Origin of the sequence: Ornithinibacillus xuwenensis (assembly GCF_039614845.1) — a bacterium.
Lineage (GTDB): Bacteria > Bacillota > Bacilli > Bacillales > Amphibacillaceae > Ornithinibacillus > Ornithinibacillus xuwenensis.
In genome coordinates, this window is record NZ_JBDIML010000003.1 from 344855 (window position 1) to 365193 (window position 20339).

A 20339-nucleotide genomic window follows, 5' to 3' on the forward strand; every position below is an offset into this window, starting at 1 on the left:
CTAGAAACTGATTACTTCTTATTTACTTCATTCCAATAATAGACCAATGTCTCCATGCCTTTATCGTAGCTGTCTAAAGGAAAGCTCTCATTCGGTGAATGAAGGCGATCCTCAGGAGTTCCAAATCCTAATAACACAATTGGAATATGATAAATGTCTTCAATCCATTCGACAACAGGTATGGATCCTCCCATTCGTACATATACAGTTTCCTTAGCAAATGCTTTTGTATAGCTTTCAGCTGCTTTTTGAATTAAAGGATGAGTAGGCTCTACTTTGTACGCTTTTGCGGAAAGCTTCTCTCTTTTGACTTCTACCGTTACTCCCTTAGGAGCAACCTTTTTAACATGTGCTTCCAAAGCAGCTTGTATGTCATCTGGATGTTGTCCAGGCACTAAGCGACATGTAATTTTAGCAGTTGCTGATGTTGGAATAATCGTCTTCGTTCCTTCACCTTGATAACCGCCAAAAATTCCATTGACTTCAAAGGTTGGTCTTGCCATTGTATGTTCTTTTGGCGTATATCCTTTTTCCGAAACCGTCTCCGTAATGCCAGTTGCCTTTCTAAAATCTTCGCCCGGAACTTGTTCAATTAACTTTCTCTCTTCATCTGTTAACGCTTCTACACCATCGTAAAAGCCATCTACTGTAACAACTTCGTCCTTATCTTTCATGGAAGCTAATATATGTGATAGTGCCATAATTGGGTTTCGTACAGCACCACCATACATACCAGAATGTAAATCATGATCTGGACCAGTAACGGTAATTTCAATACCCGTGAAGCCCTTTAATCCATAAAGAATTGTCGGTTGGTTCTTTGCAACCATTCCAGAATCTGAAATCACAGCAAAGTCTGCTTGGAACAAATCCTTTCTCTCATGAAGCATATCATAGAGATTTTCACTACCGATTTCTTCCTCACCCTCTAAACAGACCTTAACGTTTATAGGAAGAGCTCCTTCTGTTTTCATCATCGCTTCAAACACTGCAAGATGCATGAAAACCTGTCCTTTATCATCACTTGCCCCACGTGCATACAATCGGTCATTTCGAACCTCAGGCTGAAATGGATCACTTTCCCATAATTCAATAGGATCAACCGGTTGCACATCATAATGGCCATACAGCAACACAGTAGGTGCATCAGGACCAGCATTTGTATACTCCGCATAAACGATTGGGTGTTTTTTCGTTTCAATTTGCTTTATTTTTTCAAAGCCAATTTCAGATAAATAGTCTTCTAAAAAGCCAGCCGCTTTTCTTACATCTTCTTTATGTACACTATCGGTGCTTACACTAGGAATTGATAAAAAATCATTCAATCTTTGTAATAGACGGTCTCTATTTTCTCTTAAGTATTCTAATGCTTTATCGCTCATCCAAAACATCCCTTCTACCATTATATGATGTATATTTTATCATATATTGTTTTCGAACAACTAGCTTCTACCTAAGAAAGATATACCATAAAAAAAGACAACCTCTAGGTTGCCCATTATGATTCTAATGCTTGTGCTAAATCTTCAATTAAATCCTCACTATCTTCAATACCAACAGACACGCGTATTAATCCATCCGTGATGCCAAGTTCAGCTCTGCGATCAGCAGGAATTGAGGCATGTGTCATTTTTGCTGGTAACGATATTAAACTTTCTACAGCACCTAAACTTTCTGCCAACGTGAAATACTTGACTCGCTTTAATACTTCCTCCGCCAGTTCTCCACTCCCAACATCAAAGGAGACCATTCCACCAAATCCTGCTGATTGCGATTTGGCTATGTCGTGTCCAGGATGTGTTTTCATTCCCGGATAAAAAACAGAAGAGACTTTTTCATGTGCATGTAAAAACTCTACAATTTTATTTGTATTGGCTTCAATTGCTTCCATTCTTAATGCTAGCGTCTTTATCCCTCTCATGAGCAACCACGAATCCTGTGGTCCCAAGACAGCACCTACAGAGTTTTGAAGAAAATGGATTCTTTCAGCTAGCTCATCTGAATTAACAGCCACTAATCCTGCGACAACATCACTATGTCCTCCAATATATTTAGTGGCACTGTGTAGAACAATATCTGCGCCTAAATCAAGTGGTTGCTGCCAATATGGCGTTGCAAATGTATTGTCAACAATAAGTAGCAAATTATGCTTCTTCGCTATTTCAGTCATCTTTTTAATATCTGTAATCTTTAATAGCGGATTAGTTGGCGTCTCGATATATAATGCTTTTGTATTAGTTTTTATTGCTTGTTCAACACGCTCAGGGCTGCTTGTATCAACAAAGGTATGATCCAAATTGAAACGATTCAATACCTTCGTCATTAATCGATATGAGCCCCCATACACATCATCTGTTAAAATAACATGCTCATCTGCATTTAATAGCATCATAATAGTTGTTATGGCCGCCATTCCGGAACCAAATGCAAAGCCATGGTTACCATTCTCTAAATCTGCAATTACAGTCTCTAATGCATGTCTAGTTGGATTTCCAGTACGTGAATATTCATAGCCCCGAAAATTTCCAACTCCGTCCTGTTTATAGGTACTAACTTGATAAATTGGTACCGATACTGCACCAGTCTGTTCATCTCTTGTAATACCACCGTGTACCATCTTCGTTTTTGAACGCATATTATACCTCCGCACTTCTAACTTGTGGAAAAATATTCTTACTTAAATACCGATCGCTACTATCTGGAAATATCGTTACGATTGTTGTGCCTTCTTCTGCATTTTTGGCTTCCTCTAATGCAGCATACATGGCTGCTCCTGATGAACTTCCTACTAGTAAGCCTTCTTTCTTAGCAAGACTTTCTACCATTTGAAAGGCATTTTCATCTGTTACGGTATAAATATGATCAAAGTAAGAACGGTCAACAAAAGGCGGGAAGAATTCCATTCCAATTCCCTCAGTTCGATGTGAACCAGGTTCTCCGCCTGCAATAATAGAGCCCTCCGGCTCGACAATTACTGTTTTAATTCTCTTGTCCTGCTCCTTCAGATACCGAGCACATCCCATAAATGTTCCACCAGAGCCTGCACCGGAAATAAAGATATCAATGTTACCATTTAAGTCATCCCATATTTCAGGGGCAAGCGTTTTATAATAGGTATTCGGATTTGCATGGTTATGAAACTGCTGGGGTGAAAAACTATTCGGTATTTGATTGACTAACTCTTTTGTTTTTTCAATAGCACCAATCATGCCTAATTCCCTTGGGGTATGAATGATTTTTGCACCGAGTGCTTGCATAATCATTTGTTTTTCTTGGCTAAAATGCTCCGGAACAACAAATATAACCTTTAATCCATTTTCTCTAGCTGCTAAAGCTAATCCTATCCCCGTGTTTCCTGCCGTTGGTTCTATAATAGTACCTCCAGGAGTAAGCTTCCCTGACTGTATCGCATCTCGTATTAACTCGACTCCTAAACGATCTTTGACACTTCCACCAGGATTATAAAACTCTAACTTCGCATAAATTTGGACTCCGTCTGGCACATTAAAATTATTAAGCTTTAGGAGTGGTGTTTGGCCAATTAATTCGTTTAAGGAATTATAGATTGCCATTCGATTCACCTCATATTAACATTAGAAAACTTCGTGCCAACCATCTTTCCCTGCTAGCATTTCTTTAGCAATTTCCTTTGCACCTTCAAGACTGTGGTTAGCTGCCCAACCACATTGTACTTCGTTACAAGCTGGAACTTCATCTGCTTCTAGAACATCCTGTAGCGTTTTTTCCAAGGTAACCAGTACTTCATCATAGGAATCATTGTTTAATATTGCTAAATAAAAACCAGTTTGGCATCCCATAGGACCAATATCTAATACATTATCCATATGATTACGAATATTTTCTGCCATTAAATGCTCAATTGAATGTAGTCCAGCCATCTCCATATGCTCTTTATTTGGTTGCTTAAAACGAATATCGTATTTATATACTTTGTCTCCATTTGCACCCTCTGTCACGCCAACTAAGCGTACGTATGGTGCCTTTACTTTTGTATGATCTAAATTAAAGCTTTCTACATTCATTTTTTTCATTTTACATACTCTCCTCTACTATTCCCTATTTGTAATTAGCTATGATTAACCAAACAAAATCATTCATTTGTTTGAATGAAATGTCAAAATTATTTTGTTTAAACAATTCTTCCATCGTCCCGATGAGTGGATAATATTCACGCTTGAGATCATCTGCTAGATCATGAAAGCCTAAAGCAAGTGCTTCATCAATCTTTTGTTGTTTCGCAATCTCGGTTTCAAACATCGTATCCGCGAATACTACTTTACCATTAGGAGCTAATGTTTCCGAAAATTTTCGAATAGCTTGATTCTTTTCAGCATCTGTTAAGTGATGAAATGCATATGTGCTCACAATGGTATGAATCGGAAACGGTGGATTGGGATAATGAAGAAAATCTCCATCCACTACATCGGCTTCTGGAAGCTTTTCACTTGTAATTTCTCGCATTGCTGCAGAAGGCTCTACACCAAAAACATGATGTCCACGTTCAAGTAGCTTTACTGTTAAATTACCAGTTCCTACGCCAAACTCTAAGACAGAACCAATCGAGTTAGCAGAAACTTCATCTAAAATTATGTCATAATCTCGAAATACTTCTTTATATTGCGGGTCCTGACCCGTTACACTGTTATCGTACTCCTCAGCCCACTCTTCAAAAATATCTAAAAATTCTCTACCCATTTCATTCAACTCCACATCAGATTTAAAACATAGTAATCCACTATGTTTAATATGGATTATATGTAATACACTAACATATGTTGATGAATTTATCAAAAAAAAGAAGTGCTTCCTAATAATTGGAAGCACTTCCCTATTAACGATTTTGAGGAAAAACTCGTTCAATCATATTACCCATCTCTTCAAAAAATCCCTCGATAGGCTCACCATTATTAACATCGTCTACATAATTATTGGTAAGGTCCATAAAATCTGGATTTGTAGAGACGTATACATGATCGATATTATTATCAACTGACTTCACAATAGAAGAAATTTTCTCTTTAACCTCATCGGTTAATTCTTCATTATTGTGATTTAGATTATTTCCATTTTGGTGTGTATCGAGTTCTGCAGCAACATATGCATTGTTTTCAGTTGTAAGAACATATGCATTGTCAATTTCATCTAGTTTATTGGCAATAAGTTCTGCCGCTTCTTCCGCTACATCGTATCGATTATTGTTATCGTTGTTACCATTATTTGTATCATTATTTATATTTTGTGTGCCAAGGTTGTTAGCTGTCTTCCTTCTTTCCTCAAGATCGCGTTGCATTGTGTAGTTTCGATTCTCATCATTATTTTCATATCGTACAGGATCCACATTGTTATTCATCGTACCTTGTTGACCTTCTTCATTATCAGCTTGACAACCAGTAGCAATAAATAATGTAGCTGCAGCAATACTTAGTATTTGTTTTTTCATAAACAGATTTTCCCTCCCTTTCTGTTCAATTTTAGTATGTATCGCACTCAACTGTTTATGCTAATGAAGGCTGAACCTTAAATTGGAAACCACACCAAATTTGTTTGTGAAAATATATATATATTACGGGGAGACTATTACTACCCTTGATTCTAAGGAGGGGAATTCATGGACATTCCAGATTATGACAAGGCGCTATATTACACACTTTGGGGACAATGGGATGATTTGCTCGTCCTAATGGTACGTACGCAGGATGATATGCTGTCTAAAAAAATACAAAATTTCCTACATGCCTATCACTATTCATTAGATGAACAAAGAATTGTTCAATCGCATGAGAATCTTCTTTATTATATTGATCACGCAATGAAATATACTCCAGCCGCAGTTATGGAAGTATAACCATGAATAACACCAAAACAATAAAGGGAATGCACGTTAATGTGCATTCCCTTATTTAAATTCTGGTTTTCCATTGTTATGGTTATGATTTTTGCCATTGTTACCATGATTATTATTGTTTCTTTTGTCACGATTGTCTTTCTTTTCCTTGTCATCTTCATCATTACCTTTATTGTCTCTACCGTTGTCATTTCCTTTACCTTGATTAGACTTAGCATTATCATTATTCTTCTTGGTATCGGTATCACGGTTCCCTTTTGGTTCTTCTTGTGTTAAGCCATTCCCACGGTCATTTGATTTATGCTCCGAATTATTATCGCCATTTTCACTTTTTAAATCACTTGGGTGTAATTCATCCGTTGATCTTTCACTTCTTTGAGTTGGCGTTTCTTCCGTAATTTTTGACCTCTCTGTTAATTCCTTTTGCTTAACAGGAAAGTCTGTTACGATTTCTTTTTTATTATTACGATAAAATGATTCCAATACTTCTTTGTCTAACGCTTCAATCTCAGCTACTTCATCTACTTTTTCATCCTCAAAAGAATTAGCTAACGCTTCATTCATTGACTGCTTGTTTTCCTCAGCGGTTTCGCGGATTTCTTCAGGAATTTCAACCGTAACTACCTCCCAATCCGATTCCTCTTCTGAGAAGTGTCGATCAATTATTTCCAGAACTTGCTTGTCTTGTTCATTTTCCTCATCCGTATAATGAACCCCGACCAATACATTCTTTGAAGCATTTACAAGCCCTCTATTTTCACTCGTTGTCATAATGACTTCGATTACTTGTGCGAGCTTCTTTCCTTTTAAATCACCAATTTCTTCTAGTAAACTAACCGCATCATCATTTAAAGGAGTTATCTCGGATACCTCTAAATCGTCGTCAATTTCTAGCTCGATACTTGGATTGATATCAATATCAACATAAGCATAAGCTGTGTCGCCATCAACCATCATATATAATGGAATAAGTGCAATCAAAAATATACAAGCCATTGCCACAACACGGAGGGTGAAGAGATTTTCCCGAATCGTATTTATAAATGGCTTTTTTGCAACTGGCTCAAAGTTTACTTCAGAGCCAATTACTACATTGTCTATGGTGTGTGCTTTTGCAAATGAGCCGTCTGAAGTCATTACAATAATGTACTTACGATGCAGCTCCATGACAATACCTTTTTTCACTGGCCAACCCCCTTAAGATAATCCTGTAGAAATACATAATCTTCACTTAAAACAATAAAAATTGCCAAAATATACTTCCGATTTCGCTCTAATGTTTTTTTACTAACATCCACTTTTTTGGCTAAATCTTTAATTGGAAGTTTTTTCTTCCGCTCAACAAATTCACTTAATTCAGTATCATCACGAATAAGTCTAGCAATCCTTACAGCTGTATCTCTTGCATCTCGATGTTTCGGTGCAATCTCGGCAAGCTCAGCAAGTGATAATTTATACGCAGATAGCTTTTTCTTAAATTCTGCAATTTCCTCTCTACGATACCAAGCATCCTGCTCTTGCTGATAGATTTCTTTTACCGCTTCAATTTCAGTTGGATTTTCCATTTTTTCTTCATCATATGTTTCATCCAAAGAAATAGCCGTCGGATACTTATTATTATATCGAATATAGTCGATAACTTTTCGTTTAATCACTAAATTAGCAAATGTTAAAAAGGAGCTCCCTCTATCTGGCGAAAACATTCGTATTGCTTCATTAAAAGCAGACAGCCCTATGCTAAACTCGTCATCATGCTCTGGATCAATGTATCGTTTACACACTTCAGATACACATTTCGCAATAAATGGCTGATAAGTCTTTAACAGATAGTTTTGAACAGCTTCATCACCTTGCTGTGCAATTGTTATTAATTCTTCCATTGAGATGTCTTTTAAATTAGGCATTGTCAAAAAGACCACCCCAATCATTCATATATTTCGATTGTGTTACAATTTTTTTGGGTGTAGCAAGTAATAAATATATCAAATTATCGCAAATTTTATTTAAAAAGGTCATCTATAAAACCACCATTATTTATCGTATTAGTATAAATTTAATTGAATATGACCATATTACCTCACTAGTATTACAGGAGCTATCACAGAATAATTACAGTTTGTTTAAATAACTGTAACTGCCCCCAAAAGAGCAATATTTCATATAAAGTAAAATATTCAAACAGTAGATAAAATTAGGTTTATATCTCTTCAATATAAAATAGAAGAGCAGGAAATCTATCCTCTCTTCTATTTTATCGGTTCGTTATTCGGAATCGATAGTATTACAAATTATTTTGTTGTTCATAAAAATAATCGACCGGAATAAATAAGCCTACCTTCCCGTGTTCATCATGATCTATTGTGGCAAAGATAATACCTATTACTTTCCCATCTTGATTAATAATTGGACTTCCGCTATTTCCACGATATACCGGGGCTCTAATCATGACAACTGGCTTCTCCCAGCTTTTCAATTCCGTATAGCCAATTATGGTTCCCTGGTTAGCGATGCCATTAAATGCAAGCGGGTTACCGATAAAAGAAATGGGTTCATCTTTTTCAAATACCGTTTTATCGATTAATGTTAAATACGGAAGCTTATCATCACTTTCTGTTTTAAGAAGAGCTAAATCAACATCGGGATACCTTTCGACTACTTCCGCAGTAAATATACCGTTATTCGGAAAGCCCACCTTCACTTCACTCACATCATCAACTACATGATGGTTCGTTAAAATGTATCCATCACTAGAAATTGAAAATCCTGTACCTTTACTTTCCTCTGTCTCCACCACCACAACTGATTTCTTATACTGTTGAATTTCTTCATCTGTAGAGAGTTTTGCCGATGTTATTAAGAAATCAATTGCCGGAATGGAGAAGGTTCTAGGCAATATGGCAATTACATTCAATAGCAACGCAATAGCAATAAGCCAAAACGCCCACTTTGGAAATGGACGCTTTGGCTGTTTGTTTTCCTCTTTCATTGCTGCTTTTCTAAGCGCATCTTGTCTTACCTGCTCAACGATCTCATAGAGTTCGTCATCTTCAAATTCTTCATATAAATCATCATCAATAATATCTGGTTTGACTTTTTTTTCTTTATCCATAGGTCACCCCACATTTGTATGGAACTAAACTGCTTTTTGCGAGATTCCTTGCTGCATCTTATACATTTGATAATAGGTACCTTTTTCTGTAATAAGTTGTTCATGGTTACCTTGTTCTATAATTTTACCATGTTCCAGTACAAATATGGTATTTGCTTGTTGAATTGTAGAAAGTCGGTGTGCAATAACAAGCGTTGTCCTTCCTTGCTTTAATACCTCTAGTGCATTTTGAATGACAGTTTCTGTTTCTGTATCAATATTAGCAGTCGCTTCATCTAATATAAGAATTGCTGGGTCAAATGCAAGGGCACGAGCAAATGAGATTAGCTGTCTCTCCCCTAATGAATAGGTGCTTCCACCTTCCGTAACTTTCTCATCATATTTCTTCGGTAGCTTTTCAATAAATCGATCTGCTCCAACTGTTCGCAACGCTTCAATCGCTCTCTCTCTTGAAATCTTTGGATCATTCATGGTGACATTTGTAATAATCGAACCCGAGAAAAGAAACGGATCCTGTAGTACGATTCCCATATGACTACGAACTTGTTGTCTAGACCATTGCATTGTATCATTACCGTCAATTGTAATGGTACCTTTTTGTGGATCATAAAAACGAAATAGTAAATTCATAATAGAGCTTTTACCAGAACCAGTATGCCCCACAAAGGCTACGGTTTCGCCAGCTTTCACATTTAATGAAATATCCTTCAATACATAATCTTCATCATTATATGCAAAGGATACATGGTCAAATTTGATGTTGCCCTCATAGCGATTAATCTTTTCATGAACAACATCTTCTCCATCTAAGTCTATTAAATCAAATACTCGACCACCGGCTACCCTTGCTTGTTCAAGTAGTGGCAACTGATTTACAATATCGTTTACAGGTTCAAAAAGCCTTGTTAATAAGTCAACAATCGCATACAGCATTCCAATTGAGATGATGCTAGTAAGATCTAACGATTGTGAACCAAAATACCAAATAAATGCGACAAATGCAATATTACGAAACACTGTAACAAGATTATACGATGTTAACGCACTTAATTTTACTAATTTTCGTTGGTAGGTGAAATGACGATTATTTAACACCTCAAACTCTTCCTTTGTTTTTTCTTCTCTACGGAATGCTTGAATAATTGTCATACCTTGAATTGCTTCATTAATTTTTCCATTTATATCACTTATGGTTGAACGAATAACTTTATTGTACTTCGTTCCAAATGCCTTATAAAATTTCATCCATACAATAATAAGTGGAACTAAAATTAAGAACCATACAGCAAGCTTGGCATCTAGAATGAACAATGCCACAAATATACCTACCATATAGATTGCGCTTGTTACAATAATACTTAACACTCGCTCATATAAATCTCGAATGGCTTCTGTATCGTTTGTAATTCGAGCAACAATTTTACCTGCTGGTTGATCTACGTAGTAATTAATTGGGATTCGTTGTGTATGTTCAAAAATATCATTACGCATTTTCTTTACAATCTGATTGGACGCCTTTTGTAACATGAACGTCTTATAGAACTGGAAAATCCCTGCGATTAAAAGCAACCCAACATATAACCCTAAGAGCATTAATATTGGACGCTGTTCTGGTTTAAAGAACGAATAAATATCTGTTAAGGAAATCTTCTTACCAGTATAGGTTAAGTCATCGGTTGGAGTTGTGATGGTTATGACATTTCCATCTACACTTCGTTCTCCTTGTAAAGGTGTTTCACCTTCAATTAAATAATACTCTCTACCAATTTGTAAGATCGTATTTGTTGCGACAATCTCCTCTTCTGCTAAGATTCGATCGGAACGTTTATAATTTTTATCTTCATATTCTACTGTATTTCGGTCATTATTATCTTCAACCTCATACCATGTTCCTTCAATTCCAACAATATGCTCATCAATTATTGTTTTTGCAATTAGCGGCCCAGCTAATTCTAAGGCAGTTGCTATCATTAGACAAACAACACCAATAATAATACGTTTTTTAAATTGTAGTGCATATTGAAAGAGTCTTCTCTCGGTCGATCTCTTCTTCATTAGGAGATCACCTCCTCATCATCAAGCTGTTGCTGTTCATATTGTTCCTTATACCAAGCACCATTTTTCAATAGTTCTTCATGGGTGCCTTCTTCAGCGATTTTACCATCCTCTAACACAATAATATGATCCGCATGGGTAACCGCAGATAAGCGGTGTGCGGCAATAAAAGTTGTTTTGTTACGACGTTCACTTCGTAGATGCTCAATAATCTTAGATTCGGTTTTACCATCAACTGCTGATAGCGAGTCATCCAGGATTAATATCTCGGGGTTCTTAATGAATGCACGAGCAAGTGCAACACGTTGCTTCTGTCCTCCAGAAAGCGTTACACCACTTTCTCCTACCTTCGTATCTAAACCTTGTGGAAGCTGTTTAATATCCTCTAAGAAATGCGCAAGCTCCATTACCCGAAAGATTTCATCATCTGTTGCATCACTTTTACCGAATTGAATATTTTCTCGTACGCTTTTCGAAAACATCACCTGATCCTGTGGTACATAGCCAATCCAGCTACGAGTCTCCTCTAAGCTGATGGAGTCTATATTGACATCTGAGATATTAATGGTACCTTGTACACCAGGATATTGACGTAACAATAATTTAAATAAGGTTGTTTTACCAGAACCAGTTTTACCTACGACTCCAATGGTTTGCCCCTTTTTGATACGAAGGTTAATTTGCTTTAGCTGATTCATTTTTGTACCTGGATAGGAGAATGATACCTGATCAAAATGAATAGCATCCACATATCCAACAGAAATAGGTTTTTCTGGATTTTGTACATCAGCCTTATAATTAACTGTCTCATTAACCCGATCTAGCGATGCATTACCACGTTGCAATACATTAATTAATTCACCTACTGCAAACATTGGCCAAATTAACATCCCAAGATACACGTTAAAGGAAACTAAATCTCCTAATGAAATAACATTTTGAAAGACTAGCAACGTTCCATATCCTAAACCAATTGTATAGGACAGGCCAACTAATATTTTCATCGTTGGTTCAAACATCGCATCGATTTTTGCTACAGAAATATTCTTTTGATAAACATCCTCGGTCATATCTTCAAATCTTTTTTTATCTTGCTTCTCTTGAACAAAAGCACGAATAACACGGATACCACGGATTGATTCTAATACTTCATTATTCATATTCCCAAATGCAGCTTGTGCTTCTGTAAAGCGTGCATGAATGGCTGAACCATATTTGTTCATAATGATTGCCATAAGCGGAAGTGGTATCAATGCTGCTAATGTTAATTTCCAGCTAATCGTAAATCCCATCACTGCAATTAACATAAACATAAATGTTGTCGAGTCTACTAATGTAAGTACTCCAAATCCAGCCGTTTGAGCTATCGCTTTTAAGTCGTTCGTACTTCGAGCCATTAAGTCACCTGTTTTATACTTCCCGTAAAAAGTAGGTGTCATTTTTAGAAAATGATCTATTAATTTGGTCCGAGTCCAACGCTCTAAGATTACCGCTCCACTAAATAGGGTATAGTCCCATAAGAAGGAAATACTGTAGTGGACAATAATAAGCACAATATAACCTACAATAATAATGGTTAACAGCTGCGAAGTCAGTGTTTCATATTGAATTTGATCAATCGCATATCCAATTAACCTTGGTGGTATTAAACCAATTGCACTAGCAATAACTAAGGAAATAATAGCAAATGTGTACCGTTTCCAATAATGCTTAAAAAACCAATCTAATTTCTTAAATACCTGAAACATTTTTTCACCTTCTCTATCTCTTTGGTTGTTAATAATTTTCAAAAAACAAAAAATGCATGCGCCAATGACGCATGCATGTAAGAATTCAGGAAATAGCTAGATTCCCCCATATATTACAAAAAGGCCACAGCACATTGTGACCTTTACTTAATCGAAAAAAATTTTATGTATGTATTACAAACCAATTTTCCGCTCGTAAGAGGCCACTAGAAATATTAAATTATCAATTTTAGTTTGAACAATGATATTGTTTTTCATTTTCATGACCTCCTTTTCATTTTTTGAACACCTCATCATTATAGATTGGTAATGACGATTAGTCAATAACTTTTTAAAATATTTTGTTTTCTAAAAAAATTACATCATAAACAAAGTACTTCGACTTATCATATAGGTAATAATCTTCTGTGCACTTTCTGTTGATAGATTGGTTGCTTTTGCAATTTGACTGACAGATACTTGAGGATGTTTTTTTATATAATTACCGATCGTATCGATTTCAATGAGACATTCCTTGCATATAAAGAACGCACTGTATCTCATTTGCTTTTGACACAACTTGCAATTCCGAACATGTTCGCACATCGATGTTCCCCCCTTAAAAAATAAAACCCCAGTTATTTTGTTTTCTATATGATTCGAAAACTGCTATAGTTTTTAATAGGGTATTTAATGTAAAAGGAGTGTTGAACATGCATCTTGATGAAATGTTAGCTTTTAATAAGCAATTTGTTGAAGGAAAGGAATACGAAAAATATCAGACTGATAGTATTCCAAATAAAAAAATGGTTGTATTCACCTGTATGGAATCCCGTTTAGTTGAGTTATTACAACGGGCTCTCAACATCCAAAACGGAGATGTAAAAATGGTGAAAAACGCGGGTGCAATTATCCGCAAGCCATTTGATAGCATCATGAAGAGTATACTTGTCGCAATCTTTGAGCTAAAAGCAGAAGAAGTAACCGTCATTGGCCACCACGATTGCGGAATGTCTCGAGTTGATACAAAGAAATTAACACAGACGATGTTGGATAAAGGAATAGAAGAAGAAACAATTAAAACGTTACAGCATGCTGGAATCGATTTTGAGGACGAGTTTCATGGCTTTGAAACTGTTGAAGAATCGGTTCAACAAAGTGTAAACCTTATTCGGAATCATCCTCTCCTTCCAGACTATGTAAAAGTGCATGGATTAGTCATTGATCCTGGCACTGGCAAGGTCGATGTCGTTACAAGAGAAGATTAATTTGGCGAGCAGTAATTACTGCTCGCTTTTCTTATTTCCTGCTTTTACCTTCTACTCATATTTTTAACTATTCTTCACATACTAACCTGTATTACTAGATCATATGCTTTTGGAGGTTGCTATGCGAAGAAGAAAACAAGCAGCTACAAAACAGAATCCTATCTTCCCTATCTCACTTGATAAGCTCGAGATTTATCTCAAGGAGAAGTTTGAAAATAGTCCAGATTTAAGCTTCTCATGCTATAAGAAAAATGAAAAAAACATAGCAATCTTCTTCATCGATTATCAAATCGATACAAACGTCATGCATCGAGATTTGCTTGAGCCGTTACTGGAATTGGAAGATAAAACAGAAATTACGAATGAAGTAATTTTACAGAGGCTTCCTTTAAGCTCTGGCTCAACCTTTAAAACAATTGATGATATTTTTAAGAAAATCATTCTAGGTGAAGTCTTTATATATATTGAAGGAGAAAACGAAGCGGTTAGCTACAGTCTCCTCAAAAAGGAAAGCCGTTCATTAGAAAAGGCGGAAACAGAATCATTAGTGCTTGGTCCAAAGATTTCGTTTACTGAATCCTTGCATATGAATATGAACATTGTTCGCTGGCGAATTAAATCTACTGATTTAGTTATGGAAGAATTAACAGTAGGAAAACTATCACCAAGACTGATAAGAATCGTATATATCAAATCGATTGCCAACGATGATGATGTCAATACTATGCGACAACGGATTAGTGAATTGGATGTCGACGAGGTCGAAGATGCAGTTGTATTGAAGCAGTATTTAGAAGACTCTCAAACCAATCTTTTTCCACAATTTGATACAACGGAGCTACCGGATCGCTTTACCTATAATATTACCAAAGGAAGAGTTGGTGTTTTAGTAGAAAATAGTCCGTCTGCAATCATCGCTCCAACAACGCTATTTAGTTTTTTAGAGTCTACAGAAGATGTGTATATGCGGTGGCAGGCAGGGTCTTTCTTAAGAATGATTCGTTTCATTGCAATGGTATTTTCTATTCTGATCACACCTACCTATGTCGCAGCTGTAACGTATCAATATGGTATTATTCCGACGCAAATGCTCATAACAATTGGCCAATCTAGAGCTGCAGTGCCCTTTCCACCTCTTATAGAGGCACTACTCTTGGAATTCTTAATCGAACTCCTAAGAGAGGCTGGAGCTAGACTACCTACTAAGGTCGGACAAACGATGGGTATTGTTGGTGGTATCGTTATTGGTCAGGCAGCCGTAGAAGCAGGATTAACCAGTAATATCCTAATCATTGTTGTAGCGATGAGTGCACTTTCTTCCTTTACTTCCCCTAGCTATATGATGGGAACAACCGTACGATTGATTAGATTTCCATTAATTATACTAGCGGGATTATTAGGATTGATTGGTATCGCGTTTGGCCTTTGTTTTTTAATCATCCATTTATTACGATTAACATCATTAGGCAGACCATACCTAACACCGTTATATCCATTAAAGCTAAAAGACTTTAATAAAGCATTTTTCAGAACTCCTTTTAATTACACAAGTAGACGCGCAATGTCCTACCGACCAAAGCGCCAATTACGATATAGCAAAAAAGACTCTCAGAAAATACGTGATATCGATGAGTAGGTGAAACATGGAGATCAATCAAACAATTAAACCAAATCTTCAAATACGTGCTTTTTACCTGTTTTTCATCATAGCAAGTATCCAGATTGGGGTCGGTATTATCGGGGCTCCCCGTTTTATTTATATGGAGTCTGAACGGGACTCTTGGATCGCGATTATTATTGCCTTTTTTTATATATGCATCGTGGCATGGGTAATGCTACTCACCTTAAGGCAGTATCAAAATGCAGATTTTTTCGGAATTCATGTTGATATATTTGGTAAATGGATCGGTAAATTCTTCGGAACTGTGTTAATCATTTATCTAGGGGCAAGCTTTCTTTCCATTCTGTTAACGTATATTGAAGTCGTACAAATTTTTCTATATCATACACTTCCTAATCTCCTATTAACCATTTTACTAATGATTATTATCATGTACGCTGTACTGGGAGGATTTCGAGTAGTAGTTGGTGTTTCCTTTGTTTTTTTCATTTTAACCTTTTGGCTGTTAATCGTGCTATACGATCCTTTTATGAGAATGAACTGGTTTAATTTAATGCCAGTATTTAATTCTTCTTTTACAGAGCTATTAAAAGGAGCAAAAGCAACATCGTATACATTGGCAGGCTTTGAAATCCTATTAATTGTATATCCATTTATACAGAATAAAGAAAAGGCAAAGCTTCCGGTTTTCTTAGGACTTGCTTTTTCATCACTTGTATTATTGATCATTACCATCATCTCAATCGGTTATTTTAGTCCTGTTGGGCTAAAAGGTGTAGATTGGGCACTATTAATCCTAGTAAAAAGTGCTTCCTTTACCTTTATTGAACGTTTGGACTATATTGTAATTGTTGTGTGGATGATGGTAATAATACCTAATTTAGCACTCATCATGTGGTCCATGACCTACGGGCTAAAACGCTTATACAAGGTTCCACAACGATTCACTTTATATACAATAACAATTATCGTGCTTATAGCTGTTAATTTTTTTCAATATGATTACCAAATCTCAAATTTGACAGATCTTGTAGCAAGAATTGGATTTTGGATTATTTACGTCTATCCGTTTATTTTGCTACCGATTGTCCTCATTAAGAAAAGGATTCAAAAATCTAAAAGTGGTGATGCTTCATGAGACGTTACCTTTTCATTCTTTATTTAATTCCGGTAATCTTCCTCTCAAGCTGTGTACAAACACAGCAGCTTGAACAACTAGGAATCATCGCTTCCAGAGGGGTGGACTTAACAGACAATAATGAGGTTGAAATTACAATGGCCGTACTTCAATTTGAAGCAGATTCTCAAGATTACACGAAAGTAATTACTGGTAAATCTCACTCTATTAAGGGGGCTGTAGATGAAGCGGATAAAAGATCCAATAAAACTATAGTAGGTGGAAAATTAGAGTTGGAAATTTATGGTAAAAGCGTTGCGGAAAAAGGAATAAATCCATACTTAGACACACTCAGGCGTGACGCCACGATTCCAGATACAATGCTCTTAGCGGTCAGTGAAACAACTGGCAAGGAAATAATTGACACCCAAGAATCTGGGTTATCTACTAATATTGGAGAGTTTCTACATGGATTAGTCCAGACTGGAATCCAAACGAAATTATTTCCTAGTGTTTCATTGCAACAGCTCTCAACAATAATTAATAATGAAGGAATTGACCCAATCCTACCGATAATTGGGCTTGATGAAGGTGTTCCTAAAATAAAAGGGATTGCTCTCTTTAAAAATGATAAATTGGTTGGAGAGGTACCCATCGAGGAAGAAAAACTTTTTATGCTGATTCAGGGAACAGTTCGAGGTCAGTTATTTGAAGTACAGTTGCCTACTGAAGCATTATCAGATTACATTAAGGATGAAAGTTCTGGTGATAGTGAAGAGAACTTCACAACGACATTCTTAATTGAACATGGCACTGGAGACATTAAATTAAAGAACAAAGAAAAATTACAATTTGACACCAATATCGATATAGAGCTTAACCTCATGGAGATTTCCAAAAAATATGACCTTGAAAAAGAGAAGGCGATTCAAGACCTAGAAAAAGAAGTTGAAAAAGAAGTTAAAAAAAGATATGAAAAAATTCTAAAACAGTTAAAGGAATTAAATAGTGATGCATTTGGTTATGGGGTCATATACCGAATTAATAATAAAGACGGCAAACTTACCAAAAAAGAGTGGGATAAACTTTTTCCGAAAATAGAATCGAAGTTTACTGTCAATGTAGATATTATTCGTCATGGAACAGTAAATAAATAAATTTATAAAGAGAAGGGCGAACTAAATGGACGCCCTCTATCTTGTTATATGATCTGGATGTGAACCAACTCGTTCTCCAGCTTCCATTTGATTTAGCTTTTCCAAATCCTTTTTATCTAATGAAAAGTCAAAAACAGCTAGATTTTCCTGTTGACGAACTTTCTTGGTAGATTTTGGAATGACGATATAGTCGTTTTGGATATGCCATCTAATCATGATTTGTGCAGGTGATTTATCATGCTTACTGGCAAGTTCAACTAAAACTGGGTCATCTAAATACTTAGCCCTTCCCAATGGTGACCAGGATTCAATTTCAATGCCCTGCTCCTTGCAATATGCAATCGTGGACTTTTCTACAAGCTTAGGATGTAATTCGATTTGATTAACAACTGGCTTGATAATTGCTGTCTCCATCAACGTTTTCAAATGATGTTTTAAAAAATTACTGACTCCAACTGCACGGACTTCACCATCCGTATCTAGTTTTTCCAAGGCTCTCCATGTTTCCGGAAAACGATCCGTGACTGGCCAATGAATAAGATATAAGTCGATGTAGTCTAATCCTAGTCGCTCCTTACTCTGCTCAAAAGCTCTTAATGTTCGATCATATCCCTGCTCGTCATTCCACACTTTCGTAGTAACAAATAGTTCTTCTCTAGGAATTCCAGATTCACGTATTGCTCGACCAACCTCTTCCTCATTTTGATAGTAGCTTGCTGTATCGATATGTCGATAACCAATTTTTAATGCATTCGAAACAGTCTCATATGCTTGTTCCGATGATACTTTATAGACACCTAATCCAAGCTGTGGAATTTTAACACCATTAGCTAGCTCTTTTACCGGGATATCGTTCATACAAGTTCTCCTTTCCTGGTAGTGATTATTTCAAGTTTACTGAAAAGAATGAATCGGATAAAATCAAAAACATGCTAGAATTTCAGATGCTTTTTCGTTCAGCTTATCAAAAAATACAAGCCTTCATTAGACTATGGTTACATTTTGTGAAAGAGAGGATAGAATAATTTTATTGAAAAAGGAGCTTGAAAATAACAAGCCCCTAAACATAACGTAAACTATTTTAATCCTCTTCTTTATTTCTTTCCTGTAACTTTGGTAGCCTTCCTGCCTTTTTAAGTGATTCCCTTAGTAGAAACTCCATATGACTGTTAACACTTCGAAATTCATCATTAGCCCAAGCTTCTAAGGCATCATAAAGCTTCGGATCAATACGTAATGGGAAATTCTTCCTCTTTGCCATTTTATCCCTTCTTTATTGGTATAATGACCCTGTATTCACAACTGGTTGTGTGCCGTGGTCGGAAACAATTGATACCAGAAGATTATTAATCATTGCTACTCGTCTTTCATCATCTAATTCCACAATACCTTCTCTTTCAATTCGATCAATAGCATCTTGTACCATCCCTACAGCACCGTCTACAATTTGTTTTCTAGCCGAAATAATTGCACTTGCCTGTTGTCTTTGAAGCATGGCTTGTGCAATTTCAGTAGAATATGCCAAGTGTGTTAATCTTGCTTCGATAACCTCTACACCGGCAACGGTTAATCGATCCTGTAGTTCCGTCGTTAATTCTGTTGAAACTTCTTCGGCATTTCCCCTAAGCGTTAATTCATCCGCGTCAAAGTTGTCATAGGGATATTTTGTTGCAACTGCACGAATTGCAGTCTCACTTTGAATTTCAACAAATTGTTCATATCGATCAACATCAAAAACAGCCTTTGCTGCATCAATTACTTTAAATACAATAACTGCCGCAATCTCGATTGGATTACCATTTACATCATTTACCTTTAAACGATTACTATTAAAATTTCTAACGCGAAGTGAAATCGTTCTTCTAACCGAGAAAGGCACTGTTAGAACAATTCCTTCACGACGTACGGTCCCCATATATCGACCAAGAAACATAACAACTACAGACTGGTTTGGTTGAATCATGGTTATTCCTGACCCAAGCACAATCACTAGAACAATTAGCATACCGCCTAATATAAATTGCTCCTCCATAATACTAAATACAGTACCAGCAATCAATCCAGCAATTATTAGAATGCCAAGATATCCATTCATCGCCCAAGCATTTCTTTCTTTCATCCCATTCATACTTCTTCCTCCATCTCATTTCAAAATATCATATTTATATCATTATGATATCATAGTTATGAATTTTCTTGCAATTACTTTTAACAAAAAAAATAATTTCTTGAGTGTGATAAAGAATGATTTATTTGTTTAACGAAAGAAAAACCGAACGTATTCAATATTCTTTAACTAGAATTTAAATACGTTCGGTTTTTTTGTTATTTTACCATTTTTATAGGCATAATTTTAGGATGCAACGGTACTAGTACAGATAGCTAGTAAACACCCCTTAACCTATTGTTCATTCTATCG

20 protein-coding genes are annotated in these 20339 nt (G+C 36.1%); 5 read left to right on the plus strand and 15 right to left on the minus strand.

The genetic code is table 11. From position 1 onward, the window contains the following. Positions 1 to 11 precede the first annotated feature (11 nt). The 6 genes from ABC228_RS11180 to ABC228_RS11205 form a co-directional block, all read right to left on the minus strand. Positions 12 to 1382 carry a dipeptidase gene (locus tag ABC228_RS11180; protein WP_345825220.1) on the minus strand — a complete coding sequence of 457 codons (1371 nt, stop codon included), beginning with the start codon at positions 1380 to 1382 and terminating at the stop codon, positions 12 to 14. Positions 1383 to 1498: 116 nt separating this feature from the next. Then, positions 1499 to 2635: a bifunctional cystathionine gamma-lyase/homocysteine desulfhydrase gene (locus ABC228_RS11185; RefSeq protein ID WP_345825221.1), complete on the minus strand. Its 1137-nt coding sequence runs from the start codon at positions 2633 to 2635 to the stop codon at positions 1499 to 1501. A gap of 1 nt (position 2636) precedes the next feature. Continuing rightward, positions 2637 to 3572, minus strand: a complete 936-nt coding sequence (locus ABC228_RS11190; RefSeq protein ID WP_345825222.1) for a PLP-dependent cysteine synthase family protein — start codon at positions 3570 to 3572, stop codon at positions 2637 to 2639. A gap of 21 nt (positions 3573 to 3593) precedes the next feature. Further along, positions 3594 to 4052: an S-ribosylhomocysteine lyase gene (locus ABC228_RS11195; protein ID WP_345825223.1), complete on the minus strand. Its 459-nt coding sequence runs from the start codon at positions 4050 to 4052 to the stop codon at positions 3594 to 3596. Between the two features lie 25 nt (positions 4053 to 4077). Then, on the minus strand, positions 4078 to 4716 hold the full coding sequence (locus ABC228_RS11200) for a class I SAM-dependent DNA methyltransferase (RefSeq protein WP_345825224.1): 639 nt from the start codon (positions 4714 to 4716) through the stop codon (positions 4078 to 4080). Positions 4717 to 4852: 136 nt separating this feature from the next. Further along, complete coding sequence (locus ABC228_RS11205) at positions 4853 to 5461, minus strand: YhcN/YlaJ family sporulation lipoprotein (protein WP_345825225.1); 609 nt, start codon at positions 5459 to 5461, stop codon at positions 4853 to 4855. A 168-nt stretch (positions 5462 to 5629) separates the two neighbouring features. Between ABC228_RS11205 and ABC228_RS11210 the strand changes: the two genes are divergently transcribed. Continuing rightward, positions 5630 to 5866, plus strand: a complete 237-nt coding sequence (locus ABC228_RS11210) for a YhdB family protein (RefSeq protein WP_345825226.1) — start codon at positions 5630 to 5632, stop codon at positions 5864 to 5866. Between the two features lie 51 nt (positions 5867 to 5917). On the opposite strand, the gene ABC228_RS11215 is transcribed toward ABC228_RS11210, so the two are convergent. The 6 genes from ABC228_RS11215 to ABC228_RS11240 form a co-directional block, all read right to left on the minus strand. Continuing rightward, positions 5918 to 7051: an anti-sigma factor domain-containing protein gene (locus tag ABC228_RS11215; protein WP_345825227.1), complete on the minus strand. Its 1134-nt coding sequence runs from the start codon at positions 7049 to 7051 to the stop codon at positions 5918 to 5920. Then, positions 7048 to 7770, minus strand: a complete 723-nt coding sequence (sigI, locus tag ABC228_RS11220) for an RNA polymerase sigma-I factor (protein ID WP_345825228.1) — start codon at positions 7768 to 7770, stop codon at positions 7048 to 7050. Before sigI ends, ABC228_RS11215 begins: the two co-directional genes overlap by 4 nt. A 377-nt stretch (positions 7771 to 8147) precedes the next feature. Next, entirely contained in the window at positions 8148 to 8975 is an 828-nt protein-coding gene (locus ABC228_RS11225) for a S1 family peptidase (RefSeq protein WP_345825229.1), read from the minus strand. A gap of 24 nt (positions 8976 to 8999) precedes the next feature. Further along, complete coding sequence (locus ABC228_RS11230; protein WP_345825230.1) at positions 9000 to 11030, minus strand: ABC transporter ATP-binding protein; 2031 nt, start codon at positions 11028 to 11030, stop codon at positions 9000 to 9002. After that, positions 11030 to 12778, minus strand: a complete 1749-nt coding sequence (locus ABC228_RS11235) for an ABC transporter ATP-binding protein (protein ID WP_345825232.1) — start codon at positions 12776 to 12778, stop codon at positions 11030 to 11032. The genes ABC228_RS11230 and ABC228_RS11235 overlap by 1 nt, the downstream gene beginning before the upstream one ends. A 357-nt stretch (positions 12779 to 13135) precedes the next feature. Then, a complete protein-coding gene (locus ABC228_RS11240) occupies positions 13136 to 13363 on the minus strand; it encodes a hypothetical protein (protein WP_345825233.1) in 228 nt (75 codons plus the stop codon). Between the two features lie 107 nt (positions 13364 to 13470). On the opposite strand from ABC228_RS11240, the gene ABC228_RS11245 reads away from it, so the two are divergent. The 4 genes from ABC228_RS11245 to ABC228_RS11260 all read left to right on the plus strand — a co-directional run bounded on the left by ABC228_RS11245 (position 13471) and on the right by ABC228_RS11260 (position 17920). Next, positions 13471 to 14025: a beta-class carbonic anhydrase gene (locus tag ABC228_RS11245; RefSeq protein WP_345825234.1), complete on the plus strand. Its 555-nt coding sequence runs from the start codon at positions 13471 to 13473 to the stop codon at positions 14023 to 14025. A gap of 121 nt (positions 14026 to 14146) precedes the next feature. Then, entirely contained in the window at positions 14147 to 15661 is a 1515-nt protein-coding gene (locus ABC228_RS11250) for a spore germination protein (RefSeq protein ID WP_345825235.1), read from the plus strand. 7 nt (positions 15662 to 15668) lie between these two features. Continuing rightward, complete coding sequence (locus ABC228_RS11255; protein ID WP_345825236.1) at positions 15669 to 16784, plus strand: GerAB/ArcD/ProY family transporter; 1116 nt, start codon at positions 15669 to 15671, stop codon at positions 16782 to 16784. After that, complete coding sequence (locus tag ABC228_RS11260) at positions 16781 to 17920, plus strand: Ger(x)C family spore germination protein (RefSeq protein WP_345825237.1); 1140 nt, start codon at positions 16781 to 16783, stop codon at positions 17918 to 17920. The genes ABC228_RS11255 and ABC228_RS11260 overlap by 4 nt, the downstream gene beginning before the upstream one ends. Positions 17921 to 17956: 36 nt before the next feature. On the opposite strand, the gene ABC228_RS11265 is transcribed toward ABC228_RS11260, so the two are convergent. The 3 genes from ABC228_RS11265 to ABC228_RS11275 all read right to left on the minus strand — a co-directional run bounded on the left by ABC228_RS11265 (position 17957) and on the right by ABC228_RS11275 (position 20039). Then, positions 17957 to 18778 carry an aldo/keto reductase gene (locus ABC228_RS11265; RefSeq protein WP_345825238.1) on the minus strand — a complete coding sequence of 274 codons (822 nt, stop codon included), beginning with the start codon at positions 18776 to 18778 and terminating at the stop codon, positions 17957 to 17959. Positions 18779 to 19001: 223 nt separating this feature from the next. After that, positions 19002 to 19181, minus strand: a complete 180-nt coding sequence (locus ABC228_RS11270) for a type II toxin-antitoxin system antitoxin (RefSeq protein WP_345825239.1) — start codon at positions 19179 to 19181, stop codon at positions 19002 to 19004. Between the two features lie 12 nt (positions 19182 to 19193). Then, the gene (locus tag ABC228_RS11275; protein ID WP_345825521.1) at positions 19194 to 20039 is read right to left on the minus strand and encodes an SPFH domain-containing protein; all 846 of its coding nucleotides are present in this window, start codon (positions 20037 to 20039) and stop codon (positions 19194 to 19196) included. Between the last annotated feature and the right edge of the window lie 300 nt (positions 20040 to 20339).

Coding starts and splice junctions, on each gene's coding strand:
- ABC228_RS11180 (WP_345825220.1), bottom strand. CDS start 1,382: ATGAGCGATAAAGCATTAGAATACTTAAGAGAAAATAGAGACCGTCTA.
- ABC228_RS11185 (WP_345825221.1), bottom strand. CDS start 2,635: ATGCGTTCAAAAACGAAGATGGTACACGGTGGTATTACAAGAGATGAA.
- ABC228_RS11190 (WP_345825222.1), bottom strand. CDS start 3,572: ATGGCAATCTATAATTCCTTAAACGAATTAATTGGCCAAACACCACTC.
- ABC228_RS11195 (WP_345825223.1), bottom strand. CDS start 4,052: ATGAAAAAAATGAATGTAGAAAGCTTTAATTTAGATCATACAAAAGTA.
- ABC228_RS11200 (WP_345825224.1), bottom strand. CDS start 4,716: ATGGGTAGAGAATTTTTAGATATTTTTGAAGAGTGGGCTGAGGAGTAC.
- ABC228_RS11205 (WP_345825225.1), bottom strand. CDS start 5,461: ATGAAAAAACAAATACTAAGTATTGCTGCAGCTACATTATTTATTGCT.
- ABC228_RS11210 (WP_345825226.1), top strand. CDS start 5,630: ATGGACATTCCAGATTATGACAAGGCGCTATATTACACACTTTGGGGA.
- sigI (WP_345825228.1), bottom strand. CDS start 7,770: ATGCCTAATTTAAAAGACATCTCAATGGAAGAATTAATAACAATTGCA.
- ABC228_RS11225 (WP_345825229.1), bottom strand. CDS start 8,975: ATGGATAAAGAAAAAAAAGTCAAACCAGATATTATTGATGATGATTTA.
- ABC228_RS11230 (WP_345825230.1), bottom strand. CDS start 11,030: ATGAAGAAGAGATCGACCGAGAGAAGACTCTTTCAATATGCACTACAA.
- ABC228_RS11235 (WP_345825232.1), bottom strand. CDS start 12,778: ATGTTTCAGGTATTTAAGAAATTAGATTGGTTTTTTAAGCATTATTGG.
- ABC228_RS11240 (WP_345825233.1), bottom strand. CDS start 13,363: ATGTGCGAACATGTTCGGAATTGCAAGTTGTGTCAAAAGCAAATGAGA.
- ABC228_RS11245 (WP_345825234.1), top strand. CDS start 13,471: ATGCATCTTGATGAAATGTTAGCTTTTAATAAGCAATTTGTTGAAGGA.
- ABC228_RS11250 (WP_345825235.1), top strand. CDS start 14,147: ATGCGAAGAAGAAAACAAGCAGCTACAAAACAGAATCCTATCTTCCCT.
- ABC228_RS11255 (WP_345825236.1), top strand. CDS start 15,669: ATGGAGATCAATCAAACAATTAAACCAAATCTTCAAATACGTGCTTTT.
- ABC228_RS11260 (WP_345825237.1), top strand. CDS start 16,781: ATGAGACGTTACCTTTTCATTCTTTATTTAATTCCGGTAATCTTCCTC.
- ABC228_RS11265 (WP_345825238.1), bottom strand. CDS start 18,778: ATGAACGATATCCCGGTAAAAGAGCTAGCTAATGGTGTTAAAATTCCA.
- ABC228_RS11270 (WP_345825239.1), bottom strand. CDS start 19,181: ATGGCAAAGAGGAAGAATTTCCCATTACGTATTGATCCGAAGCTTTAT.
- ABC228_RS11275 (WP_345825521.1), bottom strand. CDS start 20,039: ATGAAAGAAAGAAATGCTTGGGCGATGAATGGATATCTTGGCATTCTA.